Annotated in this window: 20 protein-coding genes and 1 tRNA gene; 12 read left to right on the plus strand and 9 right to left on the minus strand. The window is 67.1% G+C overall.

Translation table 11 applies throughout. The annotated features are described in order from the left end of the window. Window positions 1–4 precede the first annotated feature (4 nt). The 9 genes from OXM58_07705 (at window position 5) to rpmE (ending at window position 10,372) form a co-directional block, all read left to right on the plus strand. A complete protein-coding gene (locus OXM58_07705; protein ID MDE0148243.1) occupies window positions 5–928 on the plus strand; it encodes a hypothetical protein in 924 nt (307 codons plus the stop codon). Next, entirely contained in the window at window positions 928–2,898 is a 1,971-nt protein-coding gene (locus OXM58_07710; GenBank protein ID MDE0148244.1) for a class I adenylate-forming enzyme family protein, read from the plus strand. Before OXM58_07705 ends, OXM58_07710 begins: the two co-directional genes overlap by 1 nt. 26 nt (window positions 2,899–2,924) lie before the next feature. Further along, entirely contained in the window at window positions 2,925–3,428 is a 504-nt protein-coding gene (locus OXM58_07715; protein MDE0148245.1) for a DUF6088 family protein, read from the plus strand. Next, window positions 3,379–4,320: a nucleotidyl transferase AbiEii/AbiGii toxin family protein gene (locus OXM58_07720; GenBank protein MDE0148246.1), complete on the plus strand. Its 942-nt coding sequence runs from the start codon at window positions 3,379–3,381 to the stop codon at window positions 4,318–4,320. Before OXM58_07715 ends, OXM58_07720 begins: the two co-directional genes overlap by 50 nt. 159 nt (window positions 4,321–4,479) lie before the next feature. Further along, complete coding sequence (gene efp / locus OXM58_07725) at window positions 4,480–5,043, plus strand: elongation factor P (GenBank protein MDE0148247.1); 564 nt, start codon at window positions 4,480–4,482, stop codon at window positions 5,041–5,043. 95 nt (window positions 5,044–5,138) lie between these two features. Beyond that, window positions 5,139–5,981 carry an inositol monophosphatase family protein gene (locus OXM58_07730; GenBank protein ID MDE0148248.1) on the plus strand — a complete coding sequence of 281 codons (843 nt, stop codon included), beginning with the start codon at window positions 5,139–5,141 and terminating at the stop codon, window positions 5,979–5,981. Between the two features lie 169 nt (window positions 5,982–6,150). After that, window positions 6,151–7,377 (plus strand): flagellar motor protein MotA, encoded by a 1,227-nt coding sequence (locus OXM58_07735; protein MDE0148249.1) that lies wholly within the window; start codon window positions 6,151–6,153, stop codon window positions 7,375–7,377. Continuing rightward, window positions 7,378–9,981 (plus strand): OmpA family protein, encoded by a 2,604-nt coding sequence (locus tag OXM58_07740; GenBank protein ID MDE0148250.1) that lies wholly within the window; start codon window positions 7,378–7,380, stop codon window positions 9,979–9,981. A gap of 172 nt (window positions 9,982–10,153) precedes the next feature. Then, window positions 10,154–10,372, plus strand: coding sequence for a 50S ribosomal protein L31 (gene rpmE / locus OXM58_07745; protein ID MDE0148251.1), 219 nt, complete (start codon window positions 10,154–10,156; stop codon window positions 10,370–10,372). Between the two features lie 132 nt (window positions 10,373–10,504). Here the strand turns inward: rpmE and OXM58_07750 are convergent, their stop codons facing one another. The 6 genes from OXM58_07750 to OXM58_07775 all read right to left on the minus strand — a co-directional run bounded on the left by OXM58_07750 (window position 10,505) and on the right by OXM58_07775 (window position 16,390). Next, the gene (locus OXM58_07750; GenBank protein MDE0148252.1) at window positions 10,505–11,176 is read right to left on the minus strand and encodes an ABC-type transport auxiliary lipoprotein family protein; all 672 of its coding nucleotides are present in this window, start codon (window positions 11,174–11,176) and stop codon (window positions 10,505–10,507) included. Next, window positions 11,173–12,549, minus strand: coding sequence for an MlaD family protein (locus OXM58_07755; protein ID MDE0148253.1), 1,377 nt, complete (start codon window positions 12,547–12,549; stop codon window positions 11,173–11,175). The genes OXM58_07750 and OXM58_07755 overlap by 4 nt, the downstream gene beginning before the upstream one ends. 22 nt (window positions 12,550–12,571) lie before the next feature. Continuing rightward, the gene (locus OXM58_07760) at window positions 12,572–13,372 is read right to left on the minus strand and encodes an ATP-binding cassette domain-containing protein (protein ID MDE0148254.1); all 801 of its coding nucleotides are present in this window, start codon (window positions 13,370–13,372) and stop codon (window positions 12,572–12,574) included. After that, window positions 13,369–14,508: an ABC transporter permease gene (locus tag OXM58_07765; protein MDE0148255.1), complete on the minus strand. Its 1,140-nt coding sequence runs from the start codon at window positions 14,506–14,508 to the stop codon at window positions 13,369–13,371. The genes OXM58_07760 and OXM58_07765 overlap by 4 nt, the downstream gene beginning before the upstream one ends. Before the next feature lie 377 nt (window positions 14,509–14,885). Continuing rightward, complete coding sequence (locus tag OXM58_07770; GenBank protein ID MDE0148256.1) at window positions 14,886–15,434, minus strand: GNAT family N-acetyltransferase; 549 nt, start codon at window positions 15,432–15,434, stop codon at window positions 14,886–14,888. A gap of 29 nt (window positions 15,435–15,463) precedes the next feature. Continuing rightward, complete coding sequence (locus OXM58_07775) at window positions 15,464–16,390, minus strand: N-formylglutamate amidohydrolase (GenBank protein ID MDE0148257.1); 927 nt, start codon at window positions 16,388–16,390, stop codon at window positions 15,464–15,466. 210 nt (window positions 16,391–16,600) lie between these two features. On the opposite strand from OXM58_07775, the gene OXM58_07780 reads away from it, so the two are divergent. Beyond that, window positions 16,601–16,675, plus strand: a tRNA-Val gene (locus tag OXM58_07780). Window positions 16,676–16,919: 244 nt separating this feature from the next. Here OXM58_07780 and fghA read toward each other — a convergent pair. The 3 genes from fghA to OXM58_07795 form a co-directional block, all read right to left on the minus strand. Continuing rightward, window positions 16,920–17,762, minus strand: a complete 843-nt coding sequence (gene fghA / locus OXM58_07785; protein MDE0148258.1) for an S-formylglutathione hydrolase — start codon at window positions 17,760–17,762, stop codon at window positions 16,920–16,922. 229 nt (window positions 17,763–17,991) lie between these two features. Next, complete coding sequence (locus tag OXM58_07790; GenBank protein ID MDE0148259.1) at window positions 17,992–18,927, minus strand: DMT family transporter; 936 nt, start codon at window positions 18,925–18,927, stop codon at window positions 17,992–17,994. A 21-nt stretch (window positions 18,928–18,948) separates the two neighbouring features. Further along, window positions 18,949–20,061: an S-(hydroxymethyl)glutathione dehydrogenase/class III alcohol dehydrogenase gene (locus OXM58_07795; GenBank protein MDE0148260.1), complete on the minus strand. Its 1,113-nt coding sequence runs from the start codon at window positions 20,059–20,061 to the stop codon at window positions 18,949–18,951. A gap of 157 nt (window positions 20,062–20,218) precedes the next feature. On the opposite strand from OXM58_07795, the gene OXM58_07800 reads away from it, so the two are divergent. Together OXM58_07800 and OXM58_07805 are read left to right on the plus strand one after the other, a co-directional pair. Then, on the plus strand, window positions 20,219–21,808 hold the full coding sequence (locus tag OXM58_07800) for a gamma-glutamyltransferase family protein (protein MDE0148261.1): 1,590 nt from the start codon (window positions 20,219–20,221) through the stop codon (window positions 21,806–21,808). 225 nt (window positions 21,809–22,033) lie between these two features. Continuing rightward, entirely contained in the window at window positions 22,034–22,657 is a 624-nt protein-coding gene (locus OXM58_07805; GenBank protein ID MDE0148262.1) for a DUF6338 family protein, read from the plus strand. Window positions 22,658–22,674 lie beyond the last annotated feature (17 nt).

Genomic DNA, 22,674 nt, shown 5'->3' on the forward strand with positions numbered 1-22,674 from the left:
TCCGATGCCCAGGAAAAGACCCGCCATCGACAAGGCTGCCGCCAAGGATGCCGTCCTCGCCTACTGCCTGAAGAAGGGCGCGCTGACCGCGGGAGTCGCCGACCTGGACGCCGTCAACCGCGTCTGTCCGCCCGGCTACCGCCCGGCCGATATCATGCCGCGGGTGAAGTCGGTGATCGCGCTTGGCGTCGGCGGCCAGACGCAAGGCGCCTGGACCGTGCCGGCCAAGGCGCTCGGCTATTTCGGCTCGACCGAGACGCGCGCCTACTCGATTTCCTACGGCCTCGCCTTCTATATCGAGAACAAGTTCGGCCTGCGCTCGATCTACTGCCCGCCGGACATGGACCCGGACGCCGGCCCGCGCGTGCCGCTGCAAAGCCTGAAGGTCCATGCCGAACTGGCCGGCATCGGCGCCCGTTCGCTGGCCGGCGATATCCTGCTCCATCCCGACTACGGCTACATGTATTTCGCCAGCGTGTTCACGGAACTGGAGCTGGAGCCTGACGCGCCGCTCGCCGAAAACCCCTGCCCGGCGCCGTCCTGCGTGAACATGTACCGCTCGATCCAGCGCACCCCCTGCATGAAATTCTGCCCGGTCCAGTGCCTCGACGGCGAGGTCGACGAGGAGACCGGCAAGCAGAAAGTCATGCGCTACGACATGGCCGCCTGTGCCGAGATGACCCAGCAGTACGAGACCGTTCCGGCCGCGATCATGGACGCCATCCGCGCGACCGACGAGGACGACCGGGAGGACGCCCTGTTCGATCCGGACAACAAGATGCTCTGGTACAAGATGAGCGTCGGCTCGGGCGGGCTGCTGGCGCAATGCTTCGAATGCATGCGGGTCTGCCCGGTCGCCACCCAGGCGCCCCAGGCCGACCCGATCCTGCGTCACGAATACCGGCTGGACGCGGAGGCCGCCGGATAATGGCCCGCGGGCTGAACCGCCGCCAGATCGGCGTGACCGAGGAGATGATGGCGACCTTCGGGGAGATCGTTCTCCGGATGTCGCACAACCACCAGATCCGCGAAGGCGATCCCTACCGGGAGAAGGACTGGGACGCCATCGAGCGCCACCGGGAGCCGATGGGCCTGTCGGACGCCCAGATCGCCGAGCGGATCGGCCTCAGCCGCAACCAGGTGCTCTATATCCGCACCCTGATGGAGCGCCGGCGCTTCCGCACGGGCCATTATGTCCGGCTGCTCGACCTGGGTGGCGGCAAGCGCTTCCGCACCGAGCGGTTCACCCCCCATCTCGACCATTTCCGCTACAGCGAGGACGCGCTGGAGCTGCGCGCCGCCATGAACTACCCGCCGGACCAGGCGCGCGACTATGTCGAGAAGGGCTGGTGGCGCAACGAGACCCAGCGCCGGTATCTGGAGCGCAATGCCGCCGAACGGCCGGACGCGCCGGCCTACGTCCTGCCCGGCCGGACGCTCACCTGGAAAGAGGTGCGCGACACCGCCGAGCGGGTTGCCGGGGGCCTGTGGCAGCTCGGCCTGCGGCCCGGCGACGTCGTCGCGGTGCAGCTGCCGAACATCCCGGAATTCGCGATCGCCAACCTGGCGGTGACCTGGTTCGGCGGCGTGGTCCAGACCGTCCACATGCCCTACCGCGACGCCGAACTCCAGACCCTGATCAATCACGGCCGCTCGCGGGCGATCGTGTGCATGGGCGCGGGCAAGGACTGGTCGGCGGCGCAGGCGGCGCTCGACCTCCAGCCGCAGATGCCGACGCTCAGGCATGTCATCGCGGTCGGCGACGCGCCGGACGGCGCGCTCTCCCTGGACGATCTGATCGCCGCCGATCCGGACATCGAGATCGGCCACGAGCCTTCGGCGGCCGACCCGCACCTGCTGCTCTACACCTCCGGCACGACGTCGTCGCCCAAGGGCGTGCCGCTCAATTCCCACAACATGCTGTCGAACGCCCGGATGAGCGCGCCGGAGAAGGGCCTGACCGCCGACGACCGCATCCTCTCCGCCGCGCCGTTCACCCATCTCTACGGGCTCTATGCGTTCCATCTCGGCCTCGTCACCGGCATGGCGAACCTGCTGCTGCCCGCCTTCACGCCGCCGGCGCTGGCCGAATCGATCGAGAAGATGAAGCCCACGGCGGTCTGGTTCGCGCCGGCCCACGGTGCGGCCATGACGGCGGCCGGCCTGATCGGGAAGCACGATTTCAGCAGCATGAAGATGTGCCTGTTCGCCGGCAGCGCCGCGCCGCCGGCCATGCTGCACGCCCTGCAGGAGGCCTGGCCCGGCTGCCGGATCTGCCAGCTCTGGGGCATGACCGAGTTGCAGGCCGGCATGTTCACCCGGCCGGGAGACGGCATCGGCAAATCCGCCGTCTTCGCCGGCCGCGCTTCGCCCGGCAGCACCGTGCGCGTCGCCGATCCCGATACCGGCGCGGAACGGCCGCGCGGCGAGGAGGGCGAAATCCAGATCCGGGGCCCGATGGTGTTCCCCGGCTACCTGCGCAACAAGGAGGCCAACGAGACGGCTTTCACCGCCGACCGCTTCTTCAGGTCCGGCGACCTCGGCTACATGGACGGGGACGGCTTCGTCGCCATCACCGGCCGGATCAAGGACATCATCAACCGCGGCGGGGTGAAGTTCAATCCGCAGGATATCGAGAACCTGCTGAGCGCCCACCCGGCGGTCCAGATGGCCGCCGTCGCCCCGGTGCCGCACGAGGTGCTGGGCGAGCAGGCCTGCGCCTGGATCCAGCTCAACCCCGGCGCGGACGCGCCCGACCTGGAGGCGCTGTGCGCGTTCCTGATGGAACACCGGATCGCCCGCAACAAGCTGCCGGAAAAGCTTGTCGTCGTCGACGAATTCCCGATGACCCCGACCCGCAAGATCATCAAGGGCCGGCTCCCGGCGCCGGCGGAGTAGCGGCGCCGGCGCACCGGGCGGTGCCGTTGACAACCGCCTGGATTGTCGTATTTCTGCATCAAGGAAATGTCGTATTTTTGCGATTGATGACAGGTATGAAACCCAGGAAGCGCAAGACCCTGGAGAAGCGCATTGCCGAGCGGATCGCGCGCAAGAAAGGCGATGTCTTCCTGCGTCGCGATTTCGAGGATCTCGGAGGGTACGACCAGGTGGGCCGCGGTTTGCGCCGTCTTGCCGCCAAGGGCCGGCTTGTCAGAATCGGTTATGGAATTTACGCCCGCGCTACGGTCTCCCCGCTTTCCGGCAAGATTGTCCCTGCCAAACCCTTGCCCGCGCTGGCGCGCGAAGCGCTGGCGCGCCTGAATGTTGAAACCGCACCATCGGAATTCGAGCGGGCCTACGGCGAAGGTAGAACGGCGCAGGTGCCGACGGGCCGCATGATCGCCGTCAAGGACCGGATTTCCCGCAAAATCGGTCACGATGGCAAATTCGCCGTCTTCGAGCGCATTTCCCGACCCCGCGCTTCTTGAGGCTGTCGCCACGGAACTCGGCGTCGATCCGTCATTCGTGGAGAAGGACTGGCATGCGACGCAGGCGATCGCTGCTGTCGCCGGCGTTGTGCAAAACGGGTTGCGACCGGTGTTCTCCGGCGGCACCAGTTTGTCCAAGGGATATGGCCTGATCCGGCGGTTTTCCGAAGATCTCGACTTTAAGCTCCTCATGCCCGAGGCCGGCATCGATCGCAGCGAACGCCGGCGCTATCGCAAGGCGGTGATCGAGACGCTTCGCGCCGGAGGCGGGCGGACACTGCGCGATGAGGACATTCTCGTCGGCAACGAGAGCCGTTTCTTCCAGTGTCGAATCGGGTATCCGACGAATTTCGATCCTGCGTCCGCTCTGCGCCCGGAAATCAGGCTGGAAATGACGCTGTTACGCCCGGCACTGCCGCCGGAGGAGCAACCCTTGCGCTCCCTCGTGGCGGCAGCGCGTAAGCAGGCGGCGGAAGTTCCGCTGGCCGCTTGTGTCGCTCCGGCGGAGACTGCGGCCGACAAACTCAGCGCTCTCACCTGGCGTGTGTCGAGCAGGCAGCGGGGCGACGCGAACGACGACCCCACGCTGGTTCGCCATTTGCACGATTTGGCGGCGCTCGAAGCGCACGCCGCCGGCCATTCCCGCTTTGCCGAACTGTCGCGACGCGCTCTGGACTCGGATACGGCAAGAGCAGGGCAGATGTCCGGCGGCCTCGGGACGACACCGGCGGCGCGGGTTGCGGCAGCTCTGGACATTCTTTCGACCGATCCCGAGTACGGCGACGAATACGAGCGCTTCGTCGCCGCGATGTCATACGGAACCGAGGCGGAAACCCCAAAATTCCGCGACGCCGTGCAATGTGTAAGGCGTATTGCCAGGCTATTGGACTGAAAGCCGGCGAGGCCGATCTCATCGTCGCTTGCGGATTTGGCGCGAGCACTTCGCCGCGCCGCCGGGCGGGCGGGGCGAATTGAACCCCCCGGTCGCCGGTGATAGCTTCCCGGCCCGCATCCGGCACGACGAAACCGGCAATCGAGACAGACGCCTCCCATGCGCATCAACGGCAACGCCATCCGCCCCGGCAACATCATCGAGCACAACGGCCGCCTGTGGCGGGTCGCCAAGATACAGCACACCCAGCCCGGCAAGGGCGGCGCCTATCTGCAGGCCGAGATGAAGGACATCCGCGACGGCACCAAGCTCAACGAGCGGTTCCGGGCCTCGGAGAGCGTCGAGAAGGTGCGGCTTGACGAGGCGCGGTACCAGTTCCTCTTTGCCGACGGCGACGACGTCACCTTCATGGAGACGGAGACCTACGAGCAGATCACGCTCAACCGCGAGGCGATCGGCGATCCGGCGGTTTTCCTGCAGGACGGCATGACGGTCACCGTCCAGTCCTACGAAGGGTCGCCGATCGGCGTCGAACTGCCCGACAGCGTCGTCATGGAAGTCGTCGAGGCCGACGCGGTGGTGAAGGGGCAGACCGCCTCCTCGTCCTACAAGCCGGCTATCCTCGAGAATGGCGAGCGCATCATGGTGCCGCCGCATATCGAGGCCGGCACCCGGATCGTTGTCGCGACCGCCGACGGCAGCTACATGGAGCGCGCGAAGTAACCGTTTCCGGTTTCCGCCCGGCCGCCACCCCGTCGCCGCCCGTCGCCGGCCGGATCGCCGCCCGGTTGCCGTTCAAGAGCGCGAGGCCGCCTGCCATGGTCCTGAAGCCCGCCATCGTCAACGTTATGGAAGGGGCCGCCCGCAAGGCCGCGCGAGCCCTGGTGCGCGACTTCGGCGAGGTCGAGCACTTGCAGGTCTCGCGCAAGGGCCCTTCGGATTTCGTCAGTGCCGCCGACCTGCGGGCCGAAAAAATCCTGTTCCACGAACTGCGCAAGGGCCGGCCCGGCTTCGGCCTGACGATGGAGGAAAGCGGCAGCCTGCCCAGGGCGGAGGACCCCGACGCGCCGGAAACCGCCGGCACCGACCGCTGGATCGTCGATCCGCTCGACGGCACGACCAATTTTCTCCACGGGGTGCCCCATTTCGCCGTGTCGATCGCCCACGAGGAGAAGGGCCAAGTCGTCGCCGGCGCGGTCTACCAGCCGCTGACCGACGAACTGTTCTGGGCGGTGCGCGGCAGCGGCGCCTTCCTCAATCACCGCCGGCTCCGGGTCTCGTCGCGCAGCGTTATCGCCGACGCCCTGCTGGCGACCGGCCTGCCCTATCGCGGCAAGCCGAAGCATCCGGCCTACGGCGCAACGCTGGAAGCCATCCTGCCCGCGGTTGCCGGCGTGCGCCGGTTCGGCGCGGCGTCGCTCGACCTCGCCTGGGTCGCGGCCGGCCGCTACGACGGATTCTGGGAGTTCGACCTGGAGACCTGGGACGTCGCAGCCGGCCTGCTGCTGGTGCGCGAAGCGGGCGGCACGGTTTCCGATGTCGCCGGGCGCGACCGGGCCTGGAGCGGCGCCGAAGTGCTGGCCAGCAATACCGCGCTGCACGGCGATCTGCGCCGCGTCGTCGGCGATGCGATGGCAAGCGCCGGGACTTCCGGCGAATAGGTCAGATTTTCCCACGATGCGGCGGTGAAGCGCCATTGTCGCGCAGCCCTGCGGCCGGTACAGTGAAGCGTCCGGGCTCCGACCGGATCCTTTGTAACATACCTTACCGTATGGAACGATCGAAGGCGGCGCCCGGGCCACGAAGTCCCCAGCGGCGGAGCCACTGCCCTTGACCATCCCCGCGCGCTACCTGTTGCGCATGAGCGCCTTCCTGGCGGTCGTCTGTGCCGGGCTGATCGTCGTCGGCGACCGGTTGGTGGCCGCGTTCGCGGCCAATGTCTTTCTGAACGGGCTGATCGTCGTCGTCCTGCTGGTCGGCATCGTGTTCTGCGTGTGGCTGGTCGCGCGGCTGTGGCGCGACGTGGGCTGGATCGGACGCTACCAGCAGAGCCACGACCCGGCCGAGGCCGGCACGCCGCGCATGCTCGCGCCGATGGCGACGATGATCGGCGAGCGCGGCAACCGTCAGCTGCGCCTGACCGCCACGACCATGCGCTCGATCCTCGACAGCGTCGGCGCCCGGCTGGACGAAGGCCGGGAGATATCGCGCTACCTGATCGCGCTCCTGATCTTTCTCGGCCTGCTCGGCACCTTCTGGGGCCTGATCGAAACCATCGAGGCGGTGTCGAGTGCGATCCAGAACCTGACGGTCGAAAGCGGCGAGAATTTCAAGACGGTCTTCCAGAAGTTCAAGGCGGATCTGCTGACCTCCATCGGCGGCGCCGGGACGGCCTTCAGCACGTCCCTGTTCGGCCTCGGCGGTTCGCTGATCGTCGGCTTTCTGGACCTGCAGGCCGGCCAGGCGCAGAACCGCTTCTACACCGGGCTGGAAGACTGGCTGTCCGGCGTCACCCGCCTGTCGTCGCTGCCGACCGAATTCGGCGAGGACGAGCCGGAATCGGCAGAAGCCTATCTTCAGGCATTGCTTGAGCATACTGCGGAGATTATGGAGAATATCCAGCAGTCGCTGACGGAATCCGAAAGGGACCGGGCGGATACGGGCCGGAACCTCGGCGCCTTGACGCAGGAACTCGCCGTCATCGCGGACAACATGCGTGGGGAGCAGACCCTGCTGCGCAACCTGGCCGAAGCGCAGATCGCCCTGAAGCCGGTCCTCGACCGACTGGCGGACGAGCAGGCCTTCGGCAGGCAGGAAATGGTGAAGGCGCTGAATGCGGAATTCCGCGCCGTGGGCAACCGGCTGATGGAACTCAACCGGGAACAGCGCCAGGTTCTGCAGCAAACAGTCCAGGAGTCGGCTGCCACGAGGCAGCAAATGATGCAGGAATTGCGCAACGAATTCAGAATTCTGGCGCGCACGCTCGCAACGGTCTCGTCCCGCGGCAGCGAAACGGCGGTCCAGGCAGCATTGGAACTGGAAGAAACGGAGCGTTAGATGGCAGGGCGCAAACAGCCGCAACGGCGTTTCGAGATCTGGCCCGGCTTCGTCGATGCATTGTCGGGCCTGCTGATCGTTTTTGTCATCGTCTCGATGATCTTCATGACGGCCCAGTTCTTCCTCGGCGAGGAACTGGTCGGCCGCGACCGCACCATCGACCGGCTGACGACGCAGATCGCGACCCTGTCCAGGGAACTGGAAGAGGGGCAGACCAAGATCGAAGCGGCTGAAGGGCGGACGGCCAGGGCCGAAAAGACGATCGCCGACCTGACCGCGGAGCTTCAGACGGCGCTGGGCGAGCGCGACCGGCTGGCCGGCGAGAAGACGGAACTGGAAGCCAGCCTGACCGGCCTGCGCGGCCGGTTGACGGCGCTCGAGACGGACCGGGAAGCGCTGCGCGGCGAGATCGGCCAGCTGCAGACCGACCGGCAGGGCCTGCTCGTCAATCTGGAAACGCTGGAAAAGGACAAGAAGAGCCTGCTGCTGCGGATCGCGAGCCTGGAAGCGGAGGCCGACCGCCTCGCGCTGCAACTCGCCGAAGCGCTCAAGTCCGGCAAGGCGGCCGATGCCCGCGCCGCCGGCCTCGGCAAACGGGTCGACTCCCTGAGCGGGGAAAAGACCGGCCTGGAAGCCCGGCTGGCGGAACAAGAAGCCCGGTTGGCGGAACAGGAAGCGGAGAACCGGCGCCTCGCAATCCGGCTGGCCGACGAGATCGTGGCGCGCCGGCAACGCGAGGTGGCGTCGGCGTCGGCCGCGGCCAGAGCCGGCCTGCGCGAGGAGGATCTGACCGCGCAGGTCGCGCGCCTGGAATCCGACAACGCGGCGCTGCGCAAGCGGCTTGGCGAGGTCGTCGCCGCGCGCGATTCGGCACAATCCCGGGCGACGAACCTTTCTGCCGACGTGAAGAAGCTGGAATCCCAGCTGGCGGAAGAGGCTGCGCTCCTGTCCGATTCGGCGAAGAAGCTGCGCGAGCGTCTGACCGCCGTGTCGGCCGCGCGCAAAGACGCGGAAGCCCGGGTCGCCGGACTTTCCGGCGAGGCGGTACAGCTGAAAGACCGGCTGGCCGCCCTGTCCGCCGACCTGCGGGATCTCGAAGCCCGGCTGGCGGCGGAAACGGCGGCGCGCGGTGAAATCGAGAAAACGGCGGCGTCGGATGCGGCCAAAGCGGCCGATTTGCAGAAGAAACTGACCGCCCAGATCGCGCGCCTCGACGCTGAGAATACCAGTCTGCGTCAACAGCTGACGGGGATCTCTGCGGCGCGCAAGGGCGCCGAAGCACGGGCCGAAGAGCTGGCCGCCGCGATAGCGAAGGCCGAGGCGGACGCGAGGAAGTTGGCCGAAGACGGCACGAAGGCCGAGGCGCGGGCCGCGGAACTGGCCGTCGAGCGTTTGAAGCTGGAAAGCCGGCTCGCCGCCATTACCCGGCGTCTGGCCGAGATCGAGGACGAGAACAAGCGACTGGCGAGCCAGCTGGCCGAGACGATCGCGGCGCGGAAGGAACTGGACAAGAAGGCCGGCGCCCTGGGCCGCGAGCGCGCGGATCTGGACGCGAAAGTACAGACGCTGGTGAAGCGGATAGCGAAGCTCGACGAAGAGAACAAGCGGCTGTCCGGGCAGTTGGCAGAAGCGCAGCAGGGCGGGACCCAGGCGGAGGCCCGGGTCACCGAACTGACCGGCAGACAGACGGCGCTCGAACAGGAACGGGCCCAGCTTGCCGGCCAACTCGCCGAACTGCGCGAAAGGAATGCCGCCTTGCGTGCAAGCCTCGCAGCCGCGCTGCAGGATCGCGAATTCATCGGCCGAAGGTCAGGTTTGCTGATCGAACGGCAGAACCAGCTGATCGCCCGCCTTGCCGCGGTCGAAAAGGACCGCGAGGCGTTGCGCAAACGTCTGGCAGCGGCACAGGAGCAAGGCCAGGGTCTGGATGCTGAACTGAGCGCCGCCGCGAAGCGGATCGCCGAAGCGCGGAGATTTTCGGGCGCCCAGGCACGCCAGGTGCTGCTGTTGAACCGTCAGATTGCCGGCCTGCGCCAACAGTTGCTGTCGATCCAGGAGGCGCTCGAGGCCTCCGAGGTCAAGGGCAAGCAGCAGCAGATCAAGATCACCGATCTCGATCGGCGGCTGAAGGCGGCGCTGGTAGAGCGGGTCAACGAGCTGAAGCAGTACAAGTCGGAATTCTTCGGCGAGCTGCGCAAGACGATCGGCAGGCGCGAGGACGTCAAGATCGTCGGCGACCGCTTCGTTTTCCCGTCATCGGTGCTGTTCGCCACCAACCTGTCGGGCCTGCAGGACGGCGGCAAGGTCGAGCTGCGCAAGCTGGCGACGACGCTCAAGGAACTGGCGAACAGGATTCCCGACGATATCGACTGGATCCTGCGGGTCGACGGCCACACCGACGCCCGGCCCTTCCGGGGCGGGTCGAACCTGGAGCTGTCGGCCAGGCGGGCGATCGCCGTGGTGAATTTCCTGATCGCGGAGGGCATCCCGGCCGGGCGGCTGCTCGCCGCCGGCTTCGGCCCGCACCACCCGATCGATGCCGGACAGACCGAGGAAGCCTACCAGAAGAACCGCCGCATCGAAATCCGCCTCACCCAGCGGTAGGGCGATCCGGCTGACCGGTCCACGCCGGAAATTGCGGCGCACCGGCGCGCGGCCCTGCGCGGGTCTGCCGCTTGCTTCAGGCTGCGCCCGCAACCATATTCGCCGCTCCCGGGCGCAGGCCCGTTCCGCCGGCCGGGCGGAGCCGCCGCCGACCATTCGCCGAGACCGGACGATGAAGCAGGACATCCATCCCGACTATCACGAAATCTCCGTCGTGATGACGGACGGAACCGAATTCAAGACCCGGTCGACCTGGGGCGCGGCGGGCGATCGCCTGAAGCTCGACATCGATCCGACGTCCCACCCGGCTTGGACCGGCGTGCACCGGCTGGTCGATACCGGCGGCCAGCTCGCCAAGTTCAACAAGAAGTTCGAGAATTTCGGACTCTAGGCGGCCAAAGCGACGGCGATCGGTTGGATCTGTCCGGCCATCGCCATAGTGCTTGAGGCCGGTCCGCACCTGTCCGACGCGGCGACGGCATTCGGCAAATAGGGCCGGCGGGGCCCCTCCGCAATCCGGGAACTATCGGCCGGTAAGCCGGCCGCGCTGGCGATGCATCTGGCGCAGCGACCACTCGACGACCTGTTTCAGGACGCCGCCGACGGCCGCGTCGAAGCCTGTGACGATCGCTTCGTTGCTCGCGCCAACCAGAATCTCCGCCGCCTCGAAGGTTCGTGACGCGACGATATCCCGGTCGTTCCAGCGCACGAGACGGACATGGAGGCTGATACGGATGCGCGCCGGCGTTCCCTCGTACATTTCGGCATGAAATTCGCGCAGGTCGGATTTCAGCAGAAAATCGGTTCTCAGGCCGCTGCCCTGGCGGGCGACGCCGGCAATCCGGGCCGAATTGTCGAAGGATTCAACCAGCAGCGTCTGCATCAGGTTGGTCGCAAGATCCGTCCATTCCGAATCGGCGAGATAGTCCAGCTTGGTCGGCTGCATCTTGATCGCGATCCGGCTGCTGCGCAGGCTCGCGGAGGCGGTCGGCGTTTCGACCAGGAGTTGCGCGCGGACGCGCGGCAGCTTACCGGCGAAACTGCCGGTCGGCCGCAGTTCGTAAAGCTGCGGCGGCTTGCGGTCGGCGCCGGGAATGATCGAGGCGCATCCGCCCAGCACGAGCAGCAGCGGCAACAGGCATGTCAGCCCGCTGCGAAACGGGCGGTGGCGCCGGCGGGATCGGGTGGCTGTCATCGGGACCTCGGGTTCAGGCCGCCCTGCTGGCCGAAGAAGAAGCCGGACGGATCGCTCTCGATCCGCCGGACCAGCCGGTTGAGGTCGCGCATCAACCGGCGGCCGTCGGCGACGAACTGCGAAACATCGTAAAGGCCGGCATTCAGGAAACGGGCGACCGGCCGGCGGTTTTCCTCGACGAGCCGGGAGATGTCGCGGCTCATCCGGGAGAAGGCCTCCGCGCCCTCGTCGATCTTCGTCACGGTATCGGCCATCTGGGACAGCGAGGTGCCCAGTTTCTCGATCGCCGGGCGGATCTTCTCGGTGACTTCCCTGGTTTCCCGGGCGATTTTCTTCACATCTTCGGCCGCCGTTTCCGCCGATCCGAGAATCCGGTCGACCCTTTGCCGGTTCTTGTCGTCGAGGAACCCGGACGCGCGCTCCGACAGGCGGGTGGCGCTCGTGGAGAGGCCGGCGATGTTGCCGAGCGTCTTCGGCAGTTCCTTGAGCGTCGGTTCCAGCTCTTTCGCGCGCTTCTCGGCCTCGCGGACGAAACGGCTGGCGTCGTTCGAGGCCTGTTCCACATTGTTGAGAATCTGTTCCAGCCGCTTCCTGTTCCGGTCGCTGAGCACGGCCTCGGCCTTGTCGGTCAGCCCGGCGGCCTTGTCCGCCAGCGCGCGGACCGAGCGGATGGCAACGGTCAATTCCTTGGCGGCCGGGCGCAGGTCCCCGGCGACGGCGCGGGCGTCCCGGGCGAATGCGCTGGCCTCGACGGAAAAGGCGGCAAACTCGCTGGCCGCCTTGTCCAGCGACTGAACGATCTCGCCGATCCCTTTGCCCGACGGGCCGCCGAAGGCCGCGTCCAGCCGGCCGACCGCCACGGTGGCGCGCTCGGCAAGCGTCCGGAAGGCGACGACGGCCCGCGGCACCTCTTCGATCAGCCGCTGCAGGTTGGTCGGCGTCCCGGGGATGCGCCGCGCACGAAGCGCCCCGGTCATCGCGCCGGCTGCGACCGGCCGGGCATCGGACCGGCGCTCGGACTGCGGCGGCCGTTTGAGCTGGATGAAGGGGATTCCGGTCAGGCCCTGCTGCTCGAGCGCCGCCACGAAATCCGGATAGATCCGGGCATCCGGACGCACGACAATGCCGACGAGCACGAATTCCGGATTCTTCGGATCGAGCCGGATGTCCCGCACCGTGCCGACAGGGATGCCGCGATAGCGCACGACAGCGCCCTTGTTCAGACCGGTAACGTCCTGCCGGAACTCGACGGTCATCGGGACACCGTCGGAGCGCCCGCCGCTGCCGCTGATCCACAACAGGAAGACCACCCCGGCGGCGATCAGGCCGAGCACGAAGGCGCCCACAAGCACGTAACTTGCCCTGGTTTCCACCGTTCCCGCTCAGCCTCCGCCCCTAGTGTCCGGAGCCGGCGGCGTCGTGCGCCGCTCGCGCGCGCGGTCCGCGGAAATAGGCCTGGATCCAAGGATGCGGATCGTTCAGCAGCTCGTCCAGCGGTCCGACGCGGATTTTCCTGTCCACCAATACAGCAATTCGGTCGGCAATCGCGACCAATGAATTAAGATCGTGCGTCACCATGAAAACCGTAAGGCCCAGGCTCTGCTGCAATTCCCGGATCAGGCGGTCGAAATCGGCGGCGCCGATCGGGTCGAGCCCGGCGGTCGGTTCGTCCAGAAAGACGATCTCGGGATCGAGCGCGAGCGCGCGCGCCAGGCCGGCGCGGGTGCGCATGCCGCCGGAGAGCTGCGCCGGCATCTTGCCGGCCGTATCCTGGGGCAGGCCGGCCATATCGATCTTCTGGCGCGCCAGCCGGTCGATCGGTCCCGGCGCCAGCCCGGTGTGGAGCTTCAGGACCAGGGCGATATTCTCCGCCACCGTCAGGCCGCTGAACAGGGCGCCGTTCTGGAACAGCACGCCGATCCGGGCCAGCAGCGCCTTGCGCTGACGGCCCTGCAACGCCGACAGGTTCTCGCCGAGCACGCTGACCTCGCCGGCGCGCGGGCGGTTGAGGCCGATAATGCTGCGCATCAGCACGGTCTTGCCGCTGCCGGAGCTGCCGACGACGCCCAGCACTTCGCCGGGCAGGACATCCAGGTCCAGCCCGTCATGAAGCAGGTTGGCGCCGAACCGGTTTTCCAGCCCGCGCACGGTGACCGCCGGTTCCGGCCTTGCCGCTTTCTTCGCCTTTCGGGTCATATATTCAGCCAGGACAGGGCCATCGCGAAAGCGGCGTCGATCAGGATGACCGCGAAGATGGCTTCGACGACCGAGGTGGTCGTCCGCCGGCCGACGCTGGCCGCGCTGCCGGTTACCTTGAAGCCTTCGAAACAGCCGATGATCGCGATGGCGGCGGCAAAGAAGGGAGCCTTGGCCATACCGATCAGAAATGCCGTTGTATCGACCGCGCTGGACAGGCGTTCCAGGAACAGGGGAATGCCGATATCGAGCAGCGCGAGGCTCACCACGGCGCCGCCGGCGAGGCCGACCAGATCGGCATAGACGGTGAGCAGGGGCAGCGCGATCACCAGAGCCACGATCCGCGGCGTCGCCAGAACGGCAACGGGATCGAGGCCGATCGCCCGCATCGCGTCGACCTCCTCGTTGAGCGACATGGTCCCGATCTGGGCGGTAAAGGCGCTGCCGCTGCGTCCGGCCACCATGATGGCCGCGAACAGCACCCCCAGTTCCCGCAACATGGCGATGCCGACCATGTCGACCGTATAGATGCCGGCACTGAACTTTTGCAGCTGCAACGCGCCCATGAAGGCGACGACGACGCCGATCAGGAAAGCGAGCAGGCCGATGATCGGCAGCGCGTTGAGGCCCGCGGCCTGGAGATGATGGAAGGTCGCCCGCCCGTCGAGAGTCCAGGGACGGACAATGACTCCGGCGATCGCAACGATGCACAGCCCGAAGAAACCGACCAGTTCCCACATCCTGATGCCGGCGCCGACGGTCCGCCAGCCGATAAGGGCCAGTTGCGCGCCCGCACCGCCGGGGCGCCGCGGCCTGGGCTGGTCGGTGGCGGCCGTCTCGGCGTCGGCCACGCGGCGCAGCAGCCCCCGATACCGTTTGTCCACCCCGGTGATGGCATCCGGCGAGGGTACGGCGCGGATCAGCAGCTGCGCGCCCGCGCTGTCCAGTGCCGTCAGGGCGCTGGCGTCGATCTCGTGGACCGCGCGGCCGGACAGCCCCGCCCGCTCGAGCCGCCGCGACAGGAGGCCGACCTGGGCCAGCCGCCATACGCCGCCGACACGCAGGCGGTTCTCGTCCTCCAGATCGAACCAGGCGAGCGGCCGCTCGCCGGAAGAGGATGCGGAAGTTTCTGTCACGCTGCGTGTCCGGCTGGCCACAGACAGGGCGACCATATCGCGGACGCCGCCGCGCCCGAAAGGGACATTTCATGCCGGCCCAGCGGAACCCATGCATTTTTTGCATTGCAGCAATGACGGCCGAAAGTGGCATAAGAAATCCCTAATATACTGGATTTTTTGATGAAAAATTCTTTTGCACTGCAAAATAAGGTTGAAATTCCATAGCCCGGCCGGCATATAGAAACAGCGGCACACGCCCGTGCCGGCGAACGCTTCGCCAGCACATGTCGCGATGATTGTCTTGGGCGTTTCCTCCCTAAACTTGGGCCGTGCCACCGCACGGCCCAATTTTATTGCCGCGTCGGGCGGCGCAGCGGGCGAACGCTTCCTGCGCCTCATTCTACATCCGGAAGACCGGAATCTCCCGCGCCCAGCGGGCGCTGCATCAACACCGCGTCGACCCACCGGCCGAGCTTGAAACCGACCGAAGGCAGCAGGCCGACATTCCGGAAACCGGCCTTTTCGTGCAGCCGGATCGACGCCGCGTTGCCGGAATCGCCGATCACGGCCAGCATCTGGCGATAGCCGAGCGCGGTGCAGCGCTCGATCAGGGCGGACAACAGGGCGAGACCGACGCCGCGGCCGCTCCGGTCGGGCGACACATAGATCGAGTCCTCGACGGTGTAGCGATAGGCGATGCGCGCCCGGTAGCGCCCGGCATAGGCGTAGCCCGCAACCGTCCCGTCCACCTCGGCGACATAGTAGGGCAGGCCGCTGTGCTGTATGCCCTGGCGGCGCCGGTCCATTTCGCCGGCGGACGGCGGGTCGGTCTCGAAAGACGCCAGGCCGTCAAGCACATAGCCGCGATAGATTTCGGCAACCGCCGCCATGTCCCGCTCGGCGGCGTCGCGGATCAGCGGCTTCGGCGCGGTCTTCGGGTCCAAGCCTCTGCCGCTTTCGGCCGCGTCCGGGATCAGGCGGCTGCCGCCATCGGCGCCCGGGTCAGCTCGCCGATCAACGCGGCCAGGTCGCCGGCCAGCGCGGCGAAGCCCGGCGTCTTGTGCAGGCTGGCTTCATCCATGTAGAGCGCGCGGTTGATCTCGATCTGCAAGGCGTGGACGCCGCGTTGCGGGGCGCCGTAGTGGCGCGTCGTATACGCGCCGGCATAGGGCACGTTGCGCCGCACGACATAGCCCCGCTGGCCGAGCGTTCGCCGGGCAAGCTCGGTCAGCCGCCGGTCGCATGACGTGCCGTGACAGTCGCCGAGCACGATATCGACCCGGCGGCGGCCGGAATCGGCATCGGCCGGACCGCCGACCGACGGCATGGAATGGCAGTCGATCAGCAGGCAGAAGCCGAATTGCGCCAGAGTGCGCTCGACCAACCCGGCGAGCGCGGCATGATAGGGCCGGTAACAGGCGTTGACCCGGTGCAGCGCGTCGTCGAAACGCAGCTTGCGGCGGTAGATGTCGGCGCCGGACGAAACGACCCTGGCAATGGTGCCGAGCCCGGCGGCGACCCTGGGCGAGCGCGTGTTGACATAGGCCGGCAGCGGATCGGCGAACATGCGCGGATCCAGCTCGAAGGGTTCGCGGTTGGCGTCCAGGAAGGCGCGCGGGAAGCGGGCGCGCAGCAGGGGCGCGCCCATCGCCGGCGCGGAGGCGAACAGCTCATCGACGAAACTGTCCTCGGACTTGCGCAGGGCCAGCGGGTCGAGCCGTGACGCCTCGACGAATTCCGGCGGGTAGTCCGATCCGCTGTGCGGCGAGGCGAAGACCGCCGCCGCGGTCTGCTGCACCGGCTCCAGCACGTCGAAGGCCGGCGAATGCAGCCAGCCTCCCTTGTAAATTTCTTCCGGTGCGGACGGTTCGGACGGCGCGGGCGGGAAAGATATTTCCATGATGGCTCCGGGTTTACCCGATGCGGCGGAGCCTGTCACCGCCCGATGGCGTCGTAGGGGCCGCGTGTTGCCGTCCGGCCCCGGGCGGCGCGACATCCCTGGCCGCTGCGCATCCGGCCAGGACCTTGCATGGCCTGGCCAAGTGCGCGATATACCCGCCTTCATCCGGATCCGCCGCCACCTCCCTGGGGGTCGGGGGCAGCGGGCAAAGGGCGCGTAGCTCAGCGGGAGAGCACTACGTTGACATCGTAGGGGTCGCTGGTTCAATCCCAGCCGCGCCCACCATCCTTCGAGTCGGGGCTTCGAGACGGGGCTTCGAGACGCGGTCTTGCAGACCGCTCCTCAGCCCCCCTCAGGATGAAGAGATTTGTTGGCTCAACAAATTCAGCTTCATCCTGAGGAGGCGAAGGCGAACGCCTGAGCCGTCTCGAAGGGTTTCATCCTGAGGAGGCCATTGAGGAGGCGCCCCTCGGCTTCGCTCGGGACAGGCTCCACGCCGTCGCGAAATGGTCGTCTCGAAGGGCGCCGTTCAGCCGTTCAGCGTCCCGGCGTGGTAGGCGACATGGTCGCCCATGAAGGTCTGGACGAAGAAATAGCCGTGGTCGTAGCCCTGCTGCATGCGCAGGGTGACCGGCTGGCCCGCCGCCGCGCAGGCCGCCTGAAAGGCGTCGATCTTCATCGCGCCCGTCTTGAAGAACTCGTCCTCGTCGCCCTGGTCAATCAGGATCGGCGCGCAGTTGTGCCCTTCCTTCACCAGTTCCGTCGCATCGTATTCGCGCCAAGCGTCGCGGTCCGGGCCCAGATAGGCGCCGAAAATCTTCTCGCCCAAACCGGTTTCGGTCGGCGCGCAGATCGGCGCGAGCACGGAAACCGATTTGTAATGGTCCGGATTGCGCAGGGCGACGACCAGCGTGCCGTGGCCGCCCATCGAATGGCCGAACAGGCCGCGGCGGCTCATGTCGGCCGGCAGGTTCGCGCCGACGACGTCCGGCAGTTCCTCGACGACATAATCGTACATCCGGTAGTGGCCGGCCCAGGGGTCCTCGGTGGCGTTGACATAGAAGCCGGCGCCGGTGCCGAGATCCCAGGCCTCGTCGTCGGGCACCGCCTCGCCGCGCGGGCTGGTGTCCGGCGCAACGACCAGCAGGCCGTGTTCTGCCGCATGGCGCTGGACCGCCGCCTTCACGGTGAAATTCTCCTCCGTGCAGGTCAGGCCCGACAGATACGTCAATACCGGCACCGGCCCGTCCGCCGCCTGGGGCGGCACATAGGCGGAGAACTGCATCCGGCACCGCGTCGTCCGCGCCTCGTGGGCGTAGACATATTGCGTGCCGCCGAAACATTTGCTGGCGCTGACGGTTTCGAGAGACATGGTCGGGGCTTTCGGTGGAAGGGCGTTGCGCCCTGTCATGGCACAGGGCGCAGCCGCGATGCCAGCGGCTCCGGGCCGCAGGCGTCCTTCGAGACGAGGTTTCGAGACGCGATCCTGACGGATCGCTCCTCAACCTCTCCTCAGGATGAAGCTGTATTGGTGAAGCAAACACACCCCTTCATCCTGAGGAGGCGAAGGCGAACGCCTGAGCCGTCTCGAAGGAGGCGCCCTACGGCCCCGGTGCGCTGCCTTGCCGGTTGGCGATCAGGATGCCGCCGACGATCAGCGCCGTGCCGGCCAGATGGTAGAAGGCGATCTCCTCGGACAGGATGGCTACGGCAAAGGCGGCGCCGAACACCGGAATCAGGTAGAGGAAAAGGCTGCCGCCGGCGGCGCCGACCCGGCGGATGCCGAAATTCCACAATACATAGGCGCCGGCCGTCCCGATGACGCCGACATAGAGGATGCCGAGAACCGCTTCGGCGGTCGGGACCAGCCGGCCGCCGAACTCCAGCTCGGCGGCCGCCATCGGCGCCAGACCGAGGACCGAGACTCCCGCCATGGCCGCAAGCCCGGTGAGCGGCGGCATTGCGCTGTTCCAGCCGCGGATGCCGATCGTGTAGAGGCCCCAGAGGAACATGGCGCCGGCGATCCACAGGTCGCCCTCGACGAACTCCAGATCGGCCAGACGCTGCCAGCTGCCGTGGGTCACGACCACGACCAGTCCGGCGAGCGCGATGCCGATGCCGGCGATCCGCCCCGCCGTGTTGCGTTCGCCGATGCCGGCAAAGGACAGCAGCACGATATAGATCGGCACCGAGGCGTTGAGCAGCGCGCCGTTGATTGCGGTCGTCGTTTGCGTGCCGCGGAAGATCATGTAGTTGAAGACGATCGCCCCGGCGAGGGCGAGCAGCGCAACGGTGCGCCATTCCCGGCGCAGCGCCGCCCGGTAGCGCCAGATGGAAGCGCCGAAGATCGGCAGCAGGACGGCGGCGGCGGCGGCCCAGCGGAAAAACGCCATGACGGCCGGCGATACGTCCTGGTAGGAGCCGCGCGCCGCGGTCCAGGTGCCGCCCCAGCAGGCGGCCGCCGCGGTCAGCGCGATATAGGGCGCGGCGCGGGCGAGCCAGCCGCTGCCGGCGCCCGCCCCCGGCTCAGCCGGCATCGCCGGTCTTGTGCGCCGGCCTCAGTAGATCACCACGCTGCGGATGCTCTCGCCGGCGTGCATCAGGTCGAAGGCCGAGTTGATGTCCTCGAGCGGCATGGTGTGGGTGATCAGATCGTCGATGTTGATCTTCCCCTCCATGTACCAGTCGACGATCCTCGGCACGTCGGTCCGGCCGCGCGCGCCGCCGAAGGCCGTGCCGCGCCAGACCCGCCCGGTGACGAGCTGGAACGGCCTTGTGGCAATTTCCTGGCCCGCCCCGGCAACGCCGATGATGATGCTCTCGCCCCAGCCGCGGTGGCAGCATTCCAGCGCCTGGCGCATGACCTCGACATTGCCGATGCACTCGAAGCTGTAGTCCGCGCCGCCGCCGGTGATGTCGACGACCGCCTCGACCACTTTATCGCCGCCGATCTCGTCCGGATTGACGAAGTCGGTCATGCCGAACTGCTCGGCCAACGGACGCTTGGACGGGTTGATGTCGATGCCGACGATCCGGTCGGCGCCGGCCATGCGCGCGCCCTGGATGACGTTCAGGCCGATGCCGCCCAGGCCGAACACCGCCACGTTCGAGCCCGGTTCGACTCCGGCCGTGTTGATGACGGCGCCGATGCCCGTGGTGACGCCGCAGCCGATGTAGCAGATCTTGTCGAACGGCGCGTCCTCCCGGACCTTCGCCAGCGCAATCTCCGGCAGCACCGTGTAGTTGGCGAAGGTCGAGGTGCCCATATAGTGAAACACCCGCTCGCCGTTCATGCTGAACCGGCTGGTGCCGTCGGGCATCAGGCCCTGGCCCTGGGTGGCGCGGATCGCCGTGCACAGGTTGGTCTTCTGGGACAGGCAGCTTTTGCACTGCCGGCATTCCGGCGTGTAGAGCGGAATGACGTGATCGCCCTTCTTGAGCCCGGTCACGTCCGGCCCGGTCTCGACAACGACGCCGGCGCCCTCATGGCCGAGAACCGCCGGGAAGAGCCCCTCCGGATCGGCGCCGGACAGGGTGAACTCGTCGGTATGGCAGATGCCGGTGGCCTTGACCTCCACCATGACCTCGCCCGCCTTCGGGCCGTCGAGTTGAACCGTTTCGATCGTCAGCGCTTCGCCCGCCGCGTGTGCCACCGCTGCCTTGACATCCATGACGCGTCCTTCCCCGGTCTGTCTCTGCCGTCGGCGTGGGAACGGCCGTTCCGCCGCTCTTGCCGTCTCCTTGTTCCGTGCTACACGGAGGGCGCGTTCCGCACAACCGTTCTAAGGCCGGCGTTCCAGGGCCGGCATTCGCAGACAGGGTCCCGCCATGCGCGATATCCAGCTTCCCGGCCGTTCCGTCGTCCATGGCCTCAACGGCGCCGCGGCGACGTCCAGCACCATTGCCACGCTGACCGCGATCGACATCCTGCGCGCCGGCGGCAATGCGGTCGATGCTGCGATCGCCGCCTGCGCGGTGCAGTGCGTGGTCGAACCCATGAGCACGAGCATCGGCGGCGATTGTTTCATGCTCTACCAGAAAGGCGGCGACGGGCCGGTCGTCGGCATCAACGGCTCCGGCTGGTCCCCGGCCGGCCTCACCGTCGACTCGCTGATCGAGCGCGGCATCGGGCAGATCGACCCCGACGGCGTCGAATCGGTGACGGTGCCGGGCGCGGTCGACGCCTGGTGCGCCATCCTCGACGCCCACGGCGCCCTGGGCATCGACCGGGTGCTCCAGCCGGCCATCGCCTGCGCCGAGCAAGGCTTCACCGTCGGCGAGGTGACCCGCGCCCTGTGGGCCGGCCGGCTCGACGGGCTGCGCGGCAACGAAGCCGCCTCCGCACTCTATCTGAAGGACGGCGCGCTGCCGGCGACCGGCGATGTCTGGTATTCGCCGGCGCTCGGCCGGACGCTGCGCGCGATCGCCGGGCGCGGGCGCGACGGCTTCTACGCCGGGCCGGTGCTCGATGCGATGCTGGCCGCGCTCAACGCCGCCGGCGGCTGCCACACGGCGGAGGATTTTGCCGGACAGCGCCACGAGCCGGTCGCGCCGCTCGACTCCGGCTATCGCGGCCGGACGGTGCTGGAGATCCCGCCCAACGGCGGCGGCATCACGGCACAGATCATGCTCAATATCCTGGAGGGTTTCGATCTCTCCGCCCTCGACCCGGTCGGCGCCGAACGGCTGCATCTGGAGATGGAGGCCCAGCGCCTTGCCTATGCCCAGCGCAACGCCTTCGTCGGCGATCCGCGCCGCAGCAACGTGCCGGTCGAGCAATTGTTGTCCGACGATTTCGCCGCCGGGCTGCGCAGCCACATCCGCCGCGACCGGGCAATCGACGCGCTGCCGCCGGCCGAGATGCCGGAGCACAGGGATACGGTCTACCTGACCGTCGTCGACCGCGATCTCAACTGCGTCAGCCTGATCAACTCGGTCTACTGGAGCTTCGGCAGCTGCATCGCCTCGGAAGAGACCGGGGTGGTGTTCCAGAACCGGGGCGCCGGCTTCGTCGTCGAGCCGGGCCATCCCAACTGCGTCGGCCCGCGCAAGCGGCCACTGCACACGATCATCCCGGGGATGGTCCTGAACGACGGCCGGTGCGAACTGGCCTTCGGCGTGATGGGCGGCCCGTTCCAGCCGGTCGGCCAGACCCATGTCGTCACCAACCTGTGGGATTTCGGCATGGACATCCAGCAGGCCATCGACTGCCCGCGGGTGTTCCACGACGGCGGCGCCATCGTCGCCGAGCGCGGCGTGCCGCAGAGTGCGGCTGCCGGCCTGCGCGCCCTCGGCCACACGGTCGTGCCCGCCGAGAGCCCCCACGGCGGCGGCCAGGGCATCCTGATCGACCGGGAGCGCGGCGTGCTCTCCGCCGGCTCGGACCCGCGAAGGGACGGCTGCGCGCTGGGATTTTAATCGGAAATACCGGATTCCGACCGACGTAGTCCTGGTCGCCCTGAATCGACCGCGATCAGACTACGATGCACGAGGATTAGCTTTGACCGCCCGGCCGGTGGACGTGTCCGAACGGTACCGGAAATGACTGAAGCCGTCGTCTCGGAATCGGCTGGGATTGACAAACTTCGTTAAATCGGTATAACGATTGCGAACATAAAGTGAAAACACTACGAGTTGAATCGAATGGCCGTAAGCTGGATTTCTGGCGAGGTTGTTGGCACCCTGACATACCTCCTGCCAGGATTCGTCGCGGCCGGTATTTTTTATTCTCTCACGTCGCACCCGAAACCGAGCGCCTTCGACCGTACCGTTCTAGCGCTTATTTTCACCGTAATCGGACAGACGATAACGGAGTTCATCTTGCTGCCCACTGCTAGCGCAGTCGCAGGTGCGCAGACATTCAAGGGTTGGGAGCCTGCACTGTCTGTTCTGGTTGCAATTTTGCTTGGATTGGGCGCTTCCTTTTTCTCGAATACGGATGTCATGCACTGGATTTTGCGCCGGTTGCGTTTCACGAGAGAAACATCGTATCCGTCGGAATGGTATTCGACCTTCGCACGCTACGGTGATCGATGTTTCTTGGTATTGCATCTGCAAGGTGAGCGCAGACTTTTTGGATTTGCTGAAGAGTGGCCAAGCAACCCGAAAGATGGGCACTTTCGCATTGCGGATGCCGAGTGGCTGATTGGTGAAGACAAGAGAGTGCCCGCGACAGGCGTTGACGCTATTTTGATTCCTGCTACCGAGGTGACAATGATGGAATTCGTGCCTATAGCGACTGAAGAGCGACATGAGGAGGCGATGTAGTGGCAAAGGAACCCACT

Source organism: Rhodospirillaceae bacterium (assembly GCA_028819475.1).
In the GTDB taxonomy this organism is placed as follows: Bacteria; Pseudomonadota; Alphaproteobacteria; order Bin65; family Bin65; genus Bin65.